Origin of the sequence: Phaeovulum sp. (assembly GCF_041596715.1) — a bacterium.
Lineage (GTDB): Bacteria > Pseudomonadota > Alphaproteobacteria > Rhodobacterales > Rhodobacteraceae > UBA6213.
The window spans coordinates 1-15,242 of the sequence record NZ_JBFHIA010000053.1; the positions used below are offsets into that span (position 1 = coordinate 1).

Consider the following 15,242-nt stretch of genomic DNA (forward strand, 5'->3'; position numbering starts at 1 on the left):
GATGCCCTTGTGGAAACACTCCAGATCGTATTTTTCGTTCGGCGAATGAATCTGGTCGCTGTCCTTGCCAAAGCCGATCAGCATCGAGTCCATCCCCAGCACGCTTTTGAAATAGCCCGCGATAGGAATTGAGCCGCCGCAACCGATAAAGGCCGCGGGCATCTGCCATTCCTGCGAAAGCGCCGTGCGCGCCGCCTCGAACGCGGGGTCGGTAATCGGCATCGCACTTGCGGGTGATGCGCCATGTCCCTCGAACTCGGCCGAGCAGTCGGGGGGCAACTGGCTGCGCACATAGTCGCGGAATGTCTCGCGAATCTTCAGCGGGTCCTGTCGGCTGACCAGCCTGAAACTGATCTTGGCATGCGCCTTTGACGGCAGCACCGTCTTGAACCCGTCGCCCGTATAGCCAGACCAGATCCCGTTCACCTCGCAGGTGGGCCGCGACCAAAGCATTTCCAGCGGCGTGCGCCCGACTTCGCCGGCAGGCACGCTCAGGCCCACTTCACCCAAGAAAGCCGCATGATCGAACGCCAGCGCCTGCCACTGTGCGCGCACCGCGTCTGGCAACTCGTCCACATCGTCGTAAAAACCGGGCAGGGTGATGCGCCCGCTCTCGTCGTGCAAGCCCGCAATGATGCGCGCCAGAATGCGCGCAGGGTTCGCGGCCGCGCCGCCATAGGCACCGGAATGCAGGTCCTTGTTCGGCCCGGTGATCGTCACCTCCTCGCCCAGAATACCGCGCAGCATCGTGGTGATCGCGGGCTGACGATCGGCAAACAGGCCCGTATCGCAAATCAGCGCCAGTTCCGCGCGCAACTCCTCTGCATTTTCCTGCATGAACGGCACCAGCGAGGGCGAGCCGCTTTCTTCCTCGCCTTCCAGAAAGATCGTCAGGTTGCCCGGCAGCGTCCCATGCTCGGCCTTCCACGCGCGGCAGGCCTCGATAAAGGTCATCAACTGACCCTTGTCATCGCTCGCCCCGCGCCCGCGGATCACCTTGCCTGCGGGGGTATCCTGCACCTCCGGGTCGAACGGATCCCGCGCCCAAAGCGAGATCGGGTCAACCGGCTGCACATCGTAATGGCCGTAAAACAAAATGTGCCGCCCCGGCCCACGCGCCCGCGCCACCACCATCGGGTGCCCCGGTGTCGGCCGCGCCGCAGCCTCGAAGCCAAGGCTTTGCAGCTCCGCCACCAGCCAGTCGGCGGCTTCGGCACAAGCCGGCTTGAACGCCGGATCAGTCGAAATCGAGGGAATGCGCAGAAGCGCCAGCAAGCGGTCAACCGCCTCTGGCAAGGTATCGTCGATCCGATGCAAGACGGACTCAAGGCTCATCGCAAGGCTCCTTTTCAGCGGCGCCGCCGACCCTAGCACCCGCCCCGGCGGTGTCCAGCGCCCGTCCAAATGCTTCAGTCAAAATATCCTGCGGGGGTGCGGGGGTGCAAAACCCCCGCCTGCGCTCCCCCTTGACCCGCGCTCCACTTCGGGCGACACCCGGCGCATGCTTCCACAGGAAAAACTCGACCAGATCGCCCGTCACTTCGAGTTTCTCGAGGCGCGGCTGGCAGCGGGTGCGCCACCCGCCGAAATCGCACGGCTCAGCCGCGAATATACCGAGCTGAAACCCGTCGTCGCAGAAATCCTCGCCTGGCGGCAGACGCGCGCCGAAATAGAAGCGGCCGAGTCAATGCTTGCAGAGCCAGAGTTCCGCGCCCTCGCCGAAGAAGAGTTGCGGCACCTGAGGGCGGACCTGCCTGCGCGTGAACAGCGTCTGCGCCTTGCGCTTCTGCCGCGCGACGCCGCCGATGCCCGCCCCGCTATTCTCGAAATCCGTCCCGGAACCGGCGGCGATGAGGCCGCGCTTTTCGCCGCCGATCTCTGGCGCATGTATCAGCGCTACGCCGAGGCGCAGGGCTGGCGCTTTCAAACGCTCGAATATGCCGCTTCCGACCTTGGCGGCATCAAGGAGGCGGTGGCGCGGATCGAGGGCGAAGGCGTATTCGCGCGGCTGAAATACGAAAGCGGCGTGCACCGTGTGCAGCGCGTGCCTGAAACCGAGGCGAGCGGGCGCATCCATACATCGGCTGCCACCGTTGCAGTTTTGCCCGAGGCCGAAGAGGTCGATATCGACATCCCCGCCGCCGATCTGCGCATCGACACCATGCGCGCCAGTGGTGCGGGCGGCCAGCACGTCAACACCACCGATTCGGCGGTGCGCATCACGCACCTGCCCACCGGCATCGTCGTGACCTCTTCCGAAAAAAGCCAGCATCAGAACCGCGCAAATGCGATGGCCGTGATGCGCGCCCGGCTTTTTGACCTAGAGCGCGCCCGCGCCGATGCCAACCGCGCCGCCGACCGCAAGGCGCAGGTGGGCAGCGGCGATCGCTCGGAACGGATTCGCACCTACAACTTTCCGCAAGGCCGCATGACCGACCACCGCATCAACCTCACGCTCTATTCGTTGGGGCAGATCATGGCGGGCGATTTGCGCGAAGTGATTGACGCGCTGGTGGCCCACGATCAGGCCAGCAAACTAGCCGCGCTGGAAACATGATCGCCGCCCCCGCCGAGCATCGGTGCCCGGGATGAGCGATCCCGACCCCCTTACCGGCACCGAGGCGCTGCGCCTTGCGGTGCAGCGCCTTGCTGCGGCAGGGATCGAGACGCCCGCCGCCGACGCCCGCCGCCTGCTGGCCCACGCGATGCGCCTTGCCCCCGACCGCCTGACGCTCGAATCGCCGCGCGCACTTTCCTCCGCCGAGCTTGCGGCCTTTGACGCGGCACTGGCCCAACGCCTGCGCCGCCAGCCGGTCGCGCAGATACTTGGGTTCCGTCAGTTCTGGGGGCGCGATTTTCGCGTAACGCGTGCAACGCTGGACCCGCGCCCCGAAACCGAAACACTGGTGGCCGAGGCGCTGACCCGGCCATTCGCGCGCGTGCTCGACCTTGGCACCGGCACTGGCTGCATCCTGCTATCGCTTCTGGCCGAACGCCCCGCGGCGCGCGGCCTTGGCATCGACGCATCGCCCGAGGCGCTGGCGGTGGCGCGCGAAAACGCAGCGGCACTTGGCCTTGAAGCGCGCGCCGAACTGCGCCTTGGCGACTGGTTCGATGGGGTCCAGGGGCAATTCGACCTTATCGTCTCAAACCCGCCCTATATCGCGGCGGCGGAAATGCCGGGCCTTGCCCCCGAGGTCCGCGATTGGGAACCAGCCTTGGCCCTTACCCCCGGTGGTGACGGGCTTGCCGCGTATCGGGCAATTGCCGCGGGCGCGCGCGACCGGCTTGCCCCTTCCGGCAGGCTGCTGCTTGAAATTGGCCCGACGCAGGCTCTGGCGGTGATCGGGCTGCTTGCCGCCAACGGCTTGCCCGACGCTACCGTGCTGACCGATCTTGATGGGCGCGACAGGGTCGTGTCGGTGTGGCGAAATAGCTGAATCTTGTGTTTTTGCGCACCAAAAGCAGCGGAATGGCGCTTTCACTCTGGTTTTTCGGCAATTTGCGCTTGTCAGTCCGGCGCATGCGTGATTAGTCAAAACTGTCGGGCAAAGCAGGGCTTGCCCGGGCAAGGTCAGCTTTCCACGTCAGGTTCACCGCAGTCGGCGCCGCAATGCGCCAATGCAGAACCGGCAAAGGCTCCGGCCTTCAGGGCATCAAAACACGTAGGCTCATGAGATCATCAAAATCCCGTTCGCGTTCCAAGTCGAACCGCCAGCGCACAGTCGGCAATGTTATTAACCGAGTATTCGATAGCTCCGGCCCCGAGGGCAAGGTGCGCGGTACTCCGCAACAGATTATCGACAAGTATCTGATGCTTGCGCGCGATGCGCAGTTGTCGAACGATCGCGTCGCAGAGCAGAGCTTTCTGCAGCACGCCGAACATTACACACGTCTGCTGGGCGAAGCGCAGCGCGAAATGATGCGCGAGCAAGAGCAGCGGCAGGGCCAGCAGGGCCAAGGCAGCTACGGCGGCAATGGCAACACTAACGGCAATGGCAATGCGCCAAGCTATGGGCAGCAGCGCGATCGGGCCGAGACAGTGCCTGAATCGAGCGAACAGCCCGAACTGCCCGCGGTTTACGACCCGGTGGAAGATGGCTCGGGCCTGGTAGAAACCCCAGAGGCGCGCGGGCCGCGCCCGGATCGCAATGAGCGCCCCGCACGCAACGAGCGTTCCTCGGACAGACCCGAGCGCGGCGAACGTGGCGAGCGGACTGAACGGAGCGACCGTGGCGAACGGGGCGACCGTGGCGAACGGACCGACCGTGGCGAACGGACCGAGCGCCCCAATCGCGGTGAACGGAGCGAGCGTGTCGAACGCAATCCTTCCCACGAACCAGTGGAGCAGACCGTTAGCGAAAGCAGCGCGCCCGAGGGGGGCGAGCAACCGGTGCCGGCGCAACCGGCGCGCAGCCGGGGGCCGCGCAAGCCGCGCGTCAAGCCCGAACCTGCCGCGGCAAACACCGTGCCGGTTACCCCCGATACGGGCGAATCTTCGCAATAATTCGGCTATCACGGGCGCTTGGTCGCCCGTGGCAGCACCCTAGCGCGCCAATAGCCGCGCCAATGCACAAAACTTTTCCAGCCCGATTTCTTCAGCACGCGCGGTGGGGGCAATGCCCGCTTCCACCAGCAGCGCCTCGATGTCGGGCGCCAGACCGCGCAGCGCCGAACGCAGCATCTTGCGGCGCTGGTTGAAGGCTGCGGCAACCACGCGGTTCAGCACCGCAGGGTCTGCGGGGAAACGCGGCGCGGGCAAAGCCACCAGATGCACCACGGCGGAATGAACCTTTGGCGGCGGCGTGAATGCCTCGGGCGGCAGTGTAAGCACGATCTGCGCATCGCACCGCCACTGTGCCAAAAGCGCAAGGCGGCCATAGGCTTCGGTTCCCGGTCGCGCCACGATCCGCTCGGCCACTTCGCGCTGGAACATCAGCGTCAGGCTTTGCCATTTCGGCGGCCATGTGGGCGGGGTCAGCCAGCGAACCAAAAGCTCGGTCCCGACATTGTAGGGCAGGTTCGCCACCACCCGGATCGGTGGCGTCAGCCCGTCCAGCGCATCGGCGGCCAGCGCATCGCCCTCGCGCACCTCGAGCTTGCCGGGATAAGCCGCCGCAATTTCGGCCAGCGCGGGCAGGCAGCGGGGGTCTTTTTCCACCGCCAGCACATGGCGCGCGCCCGAGGCGAGCAAGGCGCGCGTCAGCCCGCCGGGGCCGGGGCCGACCTCCAGCACATCGCAGGCTGCAAGGTCACCTGCCAGCCGCGCGATCCGCGCGGTGAGGTTCAGATCGAGTATGAAGTTCTGCCCAAGCGATTTCTTCGCGGCCAGTCCATGCCGCTCGATCACCTCGCGCAGCGGCGGCAACGTGTCGATCGCGCTCATCGCACCCACCTTTGGCCAAGATGCGGCATTGGGCCGACCACGCGCTGGCCTGCGGCGGCGGCTTGGATATGGGTCCGCGTCAAAGGCTAGCCCCTTTTGCGCGCCGCGCGCCAAGACGGGCCGCCATTTCTAGCGCGGCGATCATGCTGGCGGGGTCGGCACGGTCTTGGCCTGCGATGTCAAAGGCGGTGCCATGGTCGGGTGAGGTGCGCACGAACGGCAGCCCGAGTGTCAGGTTCACACCACCCGCGAAATCGAGCGTCTTGATCGGGATCAGCGCCTGATCGTGATAGGCGCAGATTGCAGCGTCGTAGCGCGCGCGTGCGGCGGGGTGAAAAAGCGTGTCCGCAGGGTGCGGGCCGCTGACCAACTGCCCCTCAGTGCGTAATGTGGCAAGCAATGGCGCGATCCAGTCGCCTTCCTCGCTTCCCATCGCGCCGCCTTCGCCCGCATGGGGGTTTAGCCCCGCCACCGCGATGCGGGGGGCCGCGAACCCGAAATCGTCGCGAAGGGCTGCGGCGGTCAACCGGATGGTTTCGCGCAACAGCTCGGGCGTAAAAGCGCGGGGCACGGCCGACAAAGCGATGTGGATGGTTGCGGGCACCACGCGGAGCGGCGGCGATACCGCCTCGGAGGCGAGCATCATCGCAACCGGCACGTCGCCTGCAAGGTGCGCAAGGTATTCCGTGTGGCCGGGAAAGGCGAACCCAGCCCCCTCATGCAGCGCGCCCTTGTGAATGGGGGCGGTGCAAAGCGCGGACGCATCGCCCGCGCGCACCAACGCCACCGCGCGGGCGATCACGGCAATCACCTCGGCCGCGTTTGCCGCGGCGGGCTGACCGGGGACGGCGGGGGCAGGGAAGGGGTGGGGCAGCACCGGCAGGGCGTGGGTGGCCACGCCTGCGGCTTCGGCAAGATGCGACACTGCCTGCCACGCTGTGCCGGGCGGAAGATGCGCGGGATCACCCAGCCAGACAAACGGAAGCTTTGCACCCATGGCGCGCCACGCCTTGGCCGCGACCTCGGGGCCCACACCTGCGGGTTCGCCACAGCTGACGATCACCGGCGCGGATGTCATGGCCTGCGGATGATCGCCCGGGCGCGCAGATCGGCAAGATAGCCTTCGGCATAGGCCGCAAGCCGTTCGTTGATCAGAGCGTTTGCAACCTCGGCGCGGCTAGGCGCTGCGGTGCCTGCGGGTAGAACACGCGCACGGTTGCACAGCATCAGGAAAATCAGGTTGCCATCGCGTTCCAAGGCGGTCGATGCCTCGCCCGCATCAAGCCGCGCCAGTTCGCGCGCGAGGTCGGCGGGAATGGCGCCTTGCGGGCGGGTTTCGCGCAGCAGCCGGGTTTCCGGCAGGCCCTTGGCCACGGCGTATAGATCACCGCAACTCCTTGCACGGGCGCGCACCTTTTCGGCTTCGGCCAGCGCCTCGGGGCTATGCCCGCCGGGGATCAGGAATTGCGCGTAGTCGATGGTTTGCGGCATCGTCGCGACAGCGCCGTTCTCGTCGATCGCGCGCAGCATGAAGACAGCAATCGCGCCTTGCAGCGGCACAGGGGCGCTGGCTTCGCCGGGGGCAAGCGGTTCCAGCGCGGTGCGCAGCGGCGCGGGCAAGGTGTCGAGCGCCATCCAGTCAAGCCGCCCGCCTTGTTCGCGCGAAGCCGAGGCGGAAACCTGGCTGGCTGCATCGGCAAACGCCGCTTCGCCGTGCAACTCTGCAAGCTGGTCGGCAATCGCCTTGGCTTGTGCCTCTTGCCCGGGCGGGGCGGGCAGCACGATTTCGGAAAACAGAACGCGCGTGCCGCGGCCACGATCGGACAGGGGCGACAGCGCGTGGTCGATCTCGGCTTCCGAAATCGAAACGCGCCCGGCAAAGCGTGCGCGCACAACTTCGCGCCACGTCGCGCCAGCTTCGACGAAATCGCGCAAAGCCTGCGGTTCGATCTCGACAGCGGCAAGTTCTGCAATCAGTTGCTCGGCGGTCAGATCGGCGCGGCTGGCAAACTCTTCCATCCCGCGCTTGATCTGTTCGTCCGTCAGTGCAATGCCAGCGATCTTGGCCGCCTGCATCTGCAACCGCTCGTCGATCAGGGCGTTTTCAGCTTCTTTATCAAGGTCGCCCGGCGCGCGCAGCAGTTCCAGAAAACGACGGCGCTGTTCAAGCTCGTAACCGGTGATGCCAAGGTCGTTGACCATGATCACCGGGCTGAATGGGCTGCCCTGTGCCGCGGCCGGGGCCGTTGGGGCAACCAGTGCCAGCAGGGCGAGAAGCAAGGTAATTACGCGCATGTTCAGGTCCGTCCGCTTTGCCAACCCGTATCATCCCGGCCCGCCCGGGCGCAACCACACATCAACGCATGCAGCTTCGCCGTTGTCCGCCGCTGCTTGAGCCAAATCCCACAAGCTCAACGTCCAAACCGAAATCGGTTTGCGGGGTCACACTAGTCGACGACGCAAAACTGCGCGAGAGGGAAAGATCGACCTTGACGCATTCGTTGGCATAGCTGAGCCCGATATCGGCGCTGGCGGCCCGGTCGGCGACAAAATCATAGCGTGTGCCCAAGCTGCCGGTCCAGTTGCTGTTCCAACTCCAGCTTGCATCCAGCAGCAACTGGCGCGTCGGGTCGTCGAGCCCCTCGTCAGGCGATGCTTCCATCCACAAATATCCTGCCGTGAAAGACATCTGGTCTCGCGTCACCGCCAAAAGCAACTCGTCATGGTTGAAATCGAACGAGTCATCGAAGAGCGCGCGGTTATAAACCTCAATTCCGCCCGGCGTCGTAACCGATGTCGATAGCAACCAGTCCGAGCGCGAACCGCTCAGCGCGCTGTCCGTGCCAAACTGGTCAAGGTCATCCCAACGCAGCACCCGGCCCGCCAGAACCGAGGTTGACCAGCCATTGGTATCATCGCGGGTCCAACTGATCCCGAGATTGGCGCGCAGCCCTGTTTCGCGGGCGTCTTTTCCTGAATACCGCGACAATGCGAACAGGTTGCCCTCGTCAAACTCGACCAGGACGCTGTCTTCGTTGGGGGCCGATTGCCCGTCATTTCCTGTCCAGACCAGTTGTGCGACCGGCTGGATCACTTCAGTGACACTTCCGCGGCTGCGCACCCATGGCCAACGTACCTCGACCGCCGCAGTTGGTGCCCATCTGGTAATCTGCGACGCATAGGCGTCATCTTCGGCAACCATGAAAAAGTCTACGCCCGCGCCAAGCAGGCCAGTGGTCTCGACCCCGCCGGGCAAGACCCAGGTGCGCTGCCAGTTCGCATCAAAGCTGGCGCGCAGCGCATCGCGCCCGTCGGACACCAGATCGTCGTCGTCAACCCCGTCAACGGTAAGGTGCGAGCTGCGCCGGTATCCGCCAAGCTCGGTCTCCAGCACCAATTCGCCGCCAATCAATGACGGGCGAAGCACCTGCGTCCAGCTAAGATCGCCCGCCTGCATTGGCTGCGTGCTGTTGCTTTCACCCTCGCGCAGGCTTTCGGTGCTGCCGATCCGGGCCCAGATCATTTGATCGGGGCGCACCCGCAGCAAGGTTGCGCCGCTCCAAAGCCGGTCATCGTCGGTGATGTCATAGTCGAGCGTATAGGCAGAATCCGTCACCGCGCGCAGCGTCAGTTCGAGTTGAAAATCCTCGGGCAGATCAAAGCTCGCGTCGGCAAAGATATACCCACGCGTTTCATCCGGCAGAATATCGTCGCGCGTAACCGCGCCTTCGATTTCGAGCGACCCGAAATCGAAGGCCTGCCGGTACCGCGCGCCAAGCGTCGCTGTGCGTGAGGTCGATAGATAAGGCGTGAGCGTCAGATCGCGGCTATCGCCGATCGTCCAGAAATAGGGCAGCTTGATACCGGTGCCGAGTTCGGAAGTGGTGCGCAATTGGGGCCGCAAAAGGCCGGTCTTGCGTTCCACCCCGGGGTCGGGTGTGGTCAGCCGCGGGATATAGGCCAAGGGCACGCCCATCACGCGGAACTGCGCACCTTCAAAGGTGATTTCACGCTCGACCGAATCATGTGTCACGCTTCGCGCCCGGATCTCCCACAATGGGGTCGGGTTGATGACGCAGATCTGGCAAGAAGATGCGACCACTTCTTCCAGCGTCGTATAGCGCCCTTCGCTGCGCTGGATCGTGTTGGCGGCAAGCTGCAACTCGCCTTCCAAGACCATGCGCGCACCGCGCAAAATGCCCTCGCGCATGTCGCTGGAAAGCTCGGCGCTATCGGCCAGCAACACCATGCCGGCATCTTCGGACGTTGTCAGCCACAAGGGCCCCTCGATCAGCAATTCGCCGCTGGCACTGTCAAAAGCAACGCGCGAGGCCAAAAGACGCGCGCCATTGTAAAACACCTCGACCGAGCCTTCAGCGATCAGCACCGAGGCATTGGCCAGATGGATGCGATCGGCCAACAGCGTTGCCGCGCCAAGTGTTGTGGCAATGGTTTCGGCCCTTGCCCGGCTCGGCAGGGTTGCAGGTGCCACGACCAAGGCAAAGCCAAGCGCCAGCGCAATCGTCACCTTGCAAATGCGCGCCGCGCCGCCCGCCGCCATCAACCGTCCTCCAGATACAGCAAAAGTGTGAGCGCCACGAGCAGCGCCACAAGCGGCGGTGCCCAAGCCGCCAATAGCACCGGCAACAACCCGTTTTCGCCCAACGCTTGCGAAAAATTGCGCAGCAATAGCGCCGCGACCCCGGTCCCGAATGCCAAAAGCGCCATCAGCCCGACGCGCCCCCGGCGCACATGGCGCATCGAAAAAGCCGCAGCCAAAAGCGCCATCGCGGCCAGCATCAATGGCTGCGCAAGCTCTTTCTGGAACCAAGTCACATGGCGGCGCGATGAAAAGCCTGCCCGTTCCAACGCCGCGATGAAATCCGGCAGATCCCAGATGGCAATCTCGCTCGGCGTGCCGAAACTGTCACGGATGCGGGCCGGTGTCAGATCGGAAGGCAGTGTCAGATCAGCGTGAATGACCGCCTCGGCTTCGGGGTTCTCGGTTTCCGCAAGCGGCCATTCCTTGACCTCGCGCAACCGCCATGCGCCCGTCTCCAGCGCCGCTTCGCTTGCCTTCAGGTAGCGAATGGGGCCTTGCTCGAGCGAAAACTCCATCACCGTAACGTCATAAAGCACCGTGGCATCGGCGTTGCTGCTTGACGCGTGAATGACCGATTGCCGTTGCCCCATCTTCGCCCCTGTCACCCCCTGCCGCAGCCATACACCTTCGCTGCCGATCGAGGCGGCAGCCGTGCCGCCGCTCAGAATCCGATCTGTGAGTGCATCATAGCGCTTTGCGGTCGCCGCGACGACCGGGTTCAACGCCACCACGGCGATTGCGCCAACCAGAAACGCGACCGTCGCGGGCACAAGCGCCATGCGCAGCGCCGAACGCCCCGCCGCGCGCGCCACAACCAGCTCCGAACTGCGCGCCAGCCCGATGAACATCGACATTGTCGCAAGCAGTATCAGCAGCGGCAGCAATGTATAGATCGCGCCCGGCAGGTTCAGCGATGCCATGAACAAGATCCGCTCGAGCCCGATTCCAGAGCCGCCAAACCGGCGAAGCTGCTCGACCGAATCGATCAGCAACATCACGGCACAAAACGCCGCTGCCACCAGCAGAAAGTCGCGTATGAAACGGCGCGCGAAATAAAGCGTCAGGGTCATGACGCCACCTGCGCAGTCATGGCCATGCCCGGTCGCCTGCGCCAACTGCGCCCCGCCTGCCAAAGCATCAGCACGGCAATCGCCGCCCCGAGGGCCATTGGCGCAAATAGCATCGGCCACCCTTCGAGCGTTTCGGCCACCGTATCTTCGGCCACGTTGTTGAGAAACTGCAATCCCACCAAAGTCATCGTCGCCAGCCCGATCTGGCGCCAAAGCCCAAGCCTGTTGAATCCCCCCAACAGCAGGGCCGCAAAACCGATCATCGCCGAAACCGGCGCATTCAGGCTGCGCGCTACGCGTTTTGCAATTTCATATTGCGCCTCGGCACCCGCCGCGGCGTTTCCGGGGGCCAGCAATTGCGGTGTCGTCTGCTCTTCCAGCTTGCGTTCACTGGTGGTGCCAGTGTCGATCAACGCGCCGAGATCGTAGGTGAAATTGGAAAAGTGCGTAACCGCCAGCCGCTCATCAGTAGTGCGCAGGTTCTGGGCCATTCCTTCGAGCATGACCAGTTTGGGGCCCGTGTCGCTACGCACAAGCACGGCCTTGGTGGCCAGAAACACCGTGGCACCGGTGCTGCCGCGATTGTCGGAAAGGTAGATGTCCAGCAACTCGCCGCGCTCGGAAATGTCCCGAATGAAAAAGGTCACCCCCGGCAGCGGATGCTGAAACTCGCCTGCCAACAGAAACCGCGACGCGATGTTGTCGGCTATTTCGGCGCGCCGATCGACGCTTTGCGCCCGCGCCAAAGGCACCAGCATATGCAGCAACATGCTCATCATCACCGCGACGATCAGCCCGAAGGCCAGCACCGGGCGCGCCAGACGAAACGGTGAGGCACCGGTTGCCTGCATCACCACCAACTCGCTTTCGCCGATCAGTCGATTAAGCAGATAAAGGCTGGCCGCAAAGGCCGCGAGCGGCAGCATCAGCGATACCACCACCGGCAAGGCCAACGAGGTCAACTCCAGCACCACCCGCGCCGATTGGCCGTCGGCGACGAGCCGATTGAATAGCAATACCGCTTGGTTGAGCCAATAAATGGCAACCAGAACAAGGGCAAAAAACCCGAAATGCGCCATAAGCCGCGCCAGCAGGTATCGGTCCAGTTTGGACAAGGCAGCGTCATCCCCCCGGATGCATCTGTCTTTCCTTAGCCCGAACGCTCGGCCAGCGAAAGGCTGGCGTCACGCCGCCTTTCCATTTTCCCGCGCCATCGCTAGGCTCCGCCGCAGATATGAAACCCCGCCGCAAGGAGTCCGCCAATGCCGCATCCTGTAGCCATACATTTTCGTGAAATCGATGCGGCTGCGCTGGCCGCAGCACCCGGCCGACTGGTGGTAATCGCCGCCCCGGGCGAGCGGCCTTCGCAGGCGCTGCGCCAAATCGACCGACGCGCGCGCGGCGCAATCCTTCGCGCGCTGGCCAGCGAGGCATTCGCCAAGTTGAAACAGGGCGAGGCCATGGATCTGGCCTTCCCTTCGGGCCTTGCCGCCGAGGCGGTGCAACTGGTGCATCTGACGCGCCGCGCCAGCGTGACCGAGGCGCGCAAGGCAGGCGCAAGCATCGCCAAGGGACTGGGTTTCGCGGGCGCGCTGGTGCTGGCAGGCCCGCACCGTCTGGCGCATGAGATCAGCTTTGGGCTGGCACTGCGCGCCTACGATTTCGGCGCGCATAAGACCGGTGCGCCGAAGGTGTTTGGCGAGGTCGGCTTTCAGGTAAGCGCACCCGAGGCCGTGGCGCTGCGCGCGCGCCCGATGGCGGCGCTGGCCGAGGGCGTGTTCTTTGCCCGCGATCTGGTCAACGAACCCGCCAACGTGCTGACAACAGATGACTTTGCGGCGCGTCTGGCCGCGATGCACGAACTCGGCCTCGATGTCGAAATCCTTGAAGAGGCCGCGCTTAAGACGCTGGGGATGGGCGCATTGCTGGGCGTGGGGCAGGGCTCTGACAGCCCGTCGAAAGTGGTCGTGATGCAATGGAACGGCGGGCCCAAGGGCGAGCCGCCGCTGGCGCTGGTGGGCAAGGGCGTGGTGTTCGACACCGGTGGCATTTCCATCAAGCCCGCGCAGGGCATGGAAGAAATGACCATGGATATGGGCGGCGCGGGGGTCGTGGCGGGGGTCATGCGCAGCCTCGCGCTGCGCGGCGCGAAAGCCAACGTTGTTGGTCTGGTTGGCCTTGTCGAAAACATGCCCGACGGGCGCGCGCAACGCCCCGGCGACGTGGTGCGCTCGATGAAGGGCGATACGATCGAGGTAATCAACACCGACGCCGAGGGCCGCCTCGTGCTGGCAGATGTGCTCTGGTATGCGCAGGAACGCTTCAAACCTTCCGCGATGATCGACCTTGCCACGCTGACCGGCGCGATCATCGTGGGCCTTGGGCACGAAAACGCCGGGGCGTTTTCCAACAACGATGCGCTGGTAGATGCGCTCCTGAAGGCCGCGAGCGCCGAGGGCGAGGGAGCATGGCGGATGCCGATGGGCGATGCCTATGACGCCAAGCTGAAATCGCGCATCGCCGACATGCGCAATTCCGTCGGCCGACCGGGCGGGGCAATCACCGCCGCGCAGTTTCTGGCGCGGTTCGTCAAACCCGAAACACCTTGGGTGCACCTTGACATCGCGGGTGTGGCGCTGCCGCCCGATGAAACGGCGCTGGCACCCAAAGGGGCAACCGGCTGGGGTGTGATGACGCTCGACCGCCTTGTGCGCGACGGCTGGGAACGCGGCTAGGCCAATGGCGGTGGCGCTTTTCTATCAGCTCGGCGCGGCACCGCTGGCCGGGCTGATCGGCGCGCTGGCGGGTCGGGCCTTGGCGCAGGGCTGGGCGGTGGAACTGCGCGGCACGTCGCGCGCGCGGATGGAAGAGCTTGACCGCGCGCTCTGGTTGGGCGCCCCCGACGGCTTTCTGCCGCATGGGCTTGCGGGGGGCGGTGCCGACGACGCGCGCCAGCCCTTGCTTTTGACCCACGGCCCCGGCCCCGCCGCCAACGCGCCGCAAGCCCTGATGGCCATCGACGGCGCTGCGGTCGCCCCTGCCGAGGCGGCTCTGCTTGAACGGGTCTGGGTGATCTTCGATGGTGCAATGCCCGATGCGCTAGAACGCGCACGCGCGCAGTGGCGCGAGCTTGCAGCCGAAATGCCCGCCCAATACTGGGCCGAAGAGGCTGGGCGCTGGGTGAAAAAGGCCGAACATCAGCCGGGTTGAAGGCGCGCTGCGCTCCGCGGGGGATATTTGAACTGAAGCATTTGCTTCAGATAGAAATATCCCCGCCGGAGGCCAGCCACGCTGCCCGCTAGCGTTCCAGAACCAGTAGACGCGGTGTCATCTCAAGCCGCGAGAAACGCGCAAGATAAGCCATCCCGAGAAGTGATCCGTCCATGTCGCCGCGATTCACCACCGCAGGCACGCTGCGGTCTGTGATGCCCCCCAGCGACAGCGTGTTTATCGTCACGGGGGCGGTTTCGACCGTGCCATTGGCGGTTTGGGCGCGCTGGAAATAAGAAAGTTCCTCGGGGTCGAGGCCGATGCGCGTGGCATCGCGCGCGCTTAGCACGATGTCCGAGGCCCCGGTATCGACGGCAAAGCGCACGCCGACCCCGTTGAGCTCGGCCACGATGTAGAAATGGCCGTCAGACGCAACTGGCACCTCGATGCGCCCACCCTCGCCAATGGTCTGCGAGGTGAGCACCTCGCGGCGGATATCGGACCATAGTCCAAAGCCCGCGACGAGCCCGACAAAGATGAAACCCCAGATCATGACCTGTTGCAGTGCCCGCCCCGGCTTTCGGCGAAACTCGGCCAGCGCGTAGCCGCCCACGGCGAGCAGCAAGAGGGCAAGATAGCCAAAGCGTGCAAATGTGTCGCCGTCCACTCTTCAGGCCCCCAGCAATCCGGTGCCTTGCAGCCCGTCGAGAATGAATTGCGTGGCAAGTGCTGCAAGCAACATGCCCAGCAGCCGTGTTACCACCATGGTGCCGGTACGCCCCAGCGCCCGTTCGATCGGCGCGGCCGCTTGAAACAATGCATAGACCAGCACAAGCACCGCCGCCATGACCAGATGGACCAGCAGAACGCCGCCCCAACCACCTGCCTGCCCGGTCAGCAGAATCATCGTGGCCAGTGCCCCAGGGCCTGCGATCAGCGGCGTGGCGAGCGGAAATACCGATGGGTCGTCGGC

Annotated in this window: 14 protein-coding genes; 5 read left to right on the plus strand and 9 right to left on the minus strand. The window is 64.8% G+C overall.

The window, feature by feature from the left end; all coding sequences use genetic code 11:
* Positions 1 to 1,335: M20/M25/M40 family metallo-hydrolase (locus ABY403_RS05485; RefSeq protein WP_372839686.1), on the minus strand; the 1,335-nt coding region annotated here is incomplete at its 3' end.
* 166 nt (positions 1,336 to 1,501) lie between these two features.
* Here ABY403_RS05485 and prfA point away from each other — a divergent pair.
* From prfA to ABY403_RS05500, 3 genes are all read left to right on the plus strand, one after another.
* Entirely contained in the window at positions 1,502 to 2,557 is a 1,056-nt protein-coding gene (gene prfA / locus ABY403_RS05490) for a peptide chain release factor 1 (protein WP_372839688.1), read from the plus strand.
* Between the two features lie 31 nt (positions 2,558 to 2,588).
* Entirely contained in the window at positions 2,589 to 3,440 is an 852-nt protein-coding gene (prmC, locus tag ABY403_RS05495) for a peptide chain release factor N(5)-glutamine methyltransferase (RefSeq protein WP_372839689.1), read from the plus strand.
* A 233-nt stretch (positions 3,441 to 3,673) separates the two neighbouring features.
* Positions 3,674 to 4,507, plus strand: coding sequence for a DUF4167 domain-containing protein (locus tag ABY403_RS05500; protein ID WP_372839690.1), 834 nt, complete (start codon positions 3,674 to 3,676; stop codon positions 4,505 to 4,507).
* Positions 4,508 to 4,546: 39 nt separating this feature from the next.
* On the opposite strand, the gene rsmA is transcribed toward ABY403_RS05500, so the two are convergent.
* The 6 genes from rsmA to lptF form a co-directional block, all read right to left on the minus strand.
* Positions 4,547 to 5,386, minus strand: a complete 840-nt coding sequence (gene rsmA / locus ABY403_RS05505; protein WP_372839692.1) for a 16S rRNA (adenine(1518)-N(6)/adenine(1519)-N(6))-dimethyltransferase RsmA — start codon at positions 5,384 to 5,386, stop codon at positions 4,547 to 4,549.
* Between the two features lie 79 nt (positions 5,387 to 5,465).
* On the minus strand, positions 5,466 to 6,464 hold the full coding sequence (gene pdxA, locus ABY403_RS05510; protein WP_372839694.1) for a 4-hydroxythreonine-4-phosphate dehydrogenase PdxA: 999 nt from the start codon (positions 6,462 to 6,464) through the stop codon (positions 5,466 to 5,468).
* Positions 6,461 to 7,681, minus strand: a complete 1,221-nt coding sequence (locus ABY403_RS05515) for a peptidylprolyl isomerase (RefSeq protein WP_372839696.1) — start codon at positions 7,679 to 7,681, stop codon at positions 6,461 to 6,463. Before ABY403_RS05515 ends, pdxA begins: the two co-directional genes overlap by 4 nt.
* Positions 7,682 to 7,742: 61 nt before the next feature.
* Complete coding sequence (locus tag ABY403_RS05520; RefSeq protein ID WP_372839698.1) at positions 7,743 to 9,947, minus strand: LPS-assembly protein LptD; 2,205 nt, start codon at positions 9,945 to 9,947, stop codon at positions 7,743 to 7,745.
* Positions 9,947 to 11,059 (minus strand): LPS export ABC transporter permease LptG, encoded by a 1,113-nt coding sequence (lptG, locus tag ABY403_RS05525; protein ID WP_372839700.1) that lies wholly within the window; start codon positions 11,057 to 11,059, stop codon positions 9,947 to 9,949. Before lptG ends, ABY403_RS05520 begins: the two co-directional genes overlap by 1 nt.
* Positions 11,056 to 12,174: an LPS export ABC transporter permease LptF gene (lptF, locus tag ABY403_RS05530; protein WP_372839701.1), complete on the minus strand. Its 1,119-nt coding sequence runs from the start codon at positions 12,172 to 12,174 to the stop codon at positions 11,056 to 11,058. Before lptF ends, lptG begins: the two co-directional genes overlap by 4 nt.
* Positions 12,175 to 12,321: 147 nt before the next feature.
* On the opposite strand from lptF, the gene ABY403_RS05535 reads away from it, so the two are divergent.
* Together ABY403_RS05535 and ABY403_RS05540 are read left to right on the plus strand one after the other, a co-directional pair.
* Positions 12,322 to 13,794 carry a leucyl aminopeptidase gene (locus tag ABY403_RS05535; protein WP_372839703.1) on the plus strand — a complete coding sequence of 491 codons (1,473 nt, stop codon included), beginning with the start codon at positions 12,322 to 12,324 and terminating at the stop codon, positions 13,792 to 13,794.
* 4 nt (positions 13,795 to 13,798) lie between these two features.
* Complete coding sequence (locus ABY403_RS05540) at positions 13,799 to 14,269, plus strand: DNA polymerase III subunit chi (protein WP_372839705.1); 471 nt, start codon at positions 13,799 to 13,801, stop codon at positions 14,267 to 14,269.
* A gap of 88 nt (positions 14,270 to 14,357) precedes the next feature.
* On the opposite strand, the gene ABY403_RS05545 is transcribed toward ABY403_RS05540, so the two are convergent.
* Together ABY403_RS05545 and ABY403_RS05550 are read right to left on the minus strand one after the other, a co-directional pair.
* Positions 14,358 to 14,936, minus strand: coding sequence for a TIGR02281 family clan AA aspartic protease (locus tag ABY403_RS05545; protein WP_372839707.1), 579 nt, complete (start codon positions 14,934 to 14,936; stop codon positions 14,358 to 14,360).
* 3 nt (positions 14,937 to 14,939) lie between these two features.
* Positions 14,940 to 15,242: MarC family protein (locus ABY403_RS05550; protein WP_372839709.1), on the minus strand; the 303-nt coding region annotated here is incomplete at its 5' end.

What these genes read in the sequence shown, in the direction of transcription:
- prfA (WP_372839688.1), top strand. Translation starts at nt 1,502, where the DNA reads ATGCTTCCACAGGAAAAACTCGACCAGATCGCCCGTCACTTCGAGTTT.
- prmC (WP_372839689.1), top strand. Translation starts at nt 2,589, where the DNA reads ATGAGCGATCCCGACCCCCTTACCGGCACCGAGGCGCTGCGCCTTGCG.
- ABY403_RS05500 (WP_372839690.1), top strand. Translation starts at nt 3,674, where the DNA reads ATGAGATCATCAAAATCCCGTTCGCGTTCCAAGTCGAACCGCCAGCGC.
- rsmA (WP_372839692.1), bottom strand. Translation starts at nt 5,386, where the DNA reads ATGAGCGCGATCGACACGTTGCCGCCGCTGCGCGAGGTGATCGAGCGG.
- pdxA (WP_372839694.1), bottom strand. Translation starts at nt 6,464, where the DNA reads ATGACATCCGCGCCGGTGATCGTCAGCTGTGGCGAACCCGCAGGTGTG.
- ABY403_RS05515 (WP_372839696.1), bottom strand. Translation starts at nt 7,681, where the DNA reads ATGCGCGTAATTACCTTGCTTCTCGCCCTGCTGGCACTGGTTGCCCCA.
- ABY403_RS05520 (WP_372839698.1), bottom strand. Translation starts at nt 9,947, where the DNA reads ATGGCGGCGGGCGGCGCGGCGCGCATTTGCAAGGTGACGATTGCGCTG.
- lptG (WP_372839700.1), bottom strand. Translation starts at nt 11,059, where the DNA reads ATGACCCTGACGCTTTATTTCGCGCGCCGTTTCATACGCGACTTTCTG.
- ABY403_RS05535 (WP_372839703.1), top strand. Translation starts at nt 12,322, where the DNA reads ATGCCGCATCCTGTAGCCATACATTTTCGTGAAATCGATGCGGCTGCG.
- ABY403_RS05540 (WP_372839705.1), top strand. Translation starts at nt 13,799, where the DNA reads ATGGCGGTGGCGCTTTTCTATCAGCTCGGCGCGGCACCGCTGGCCGGG.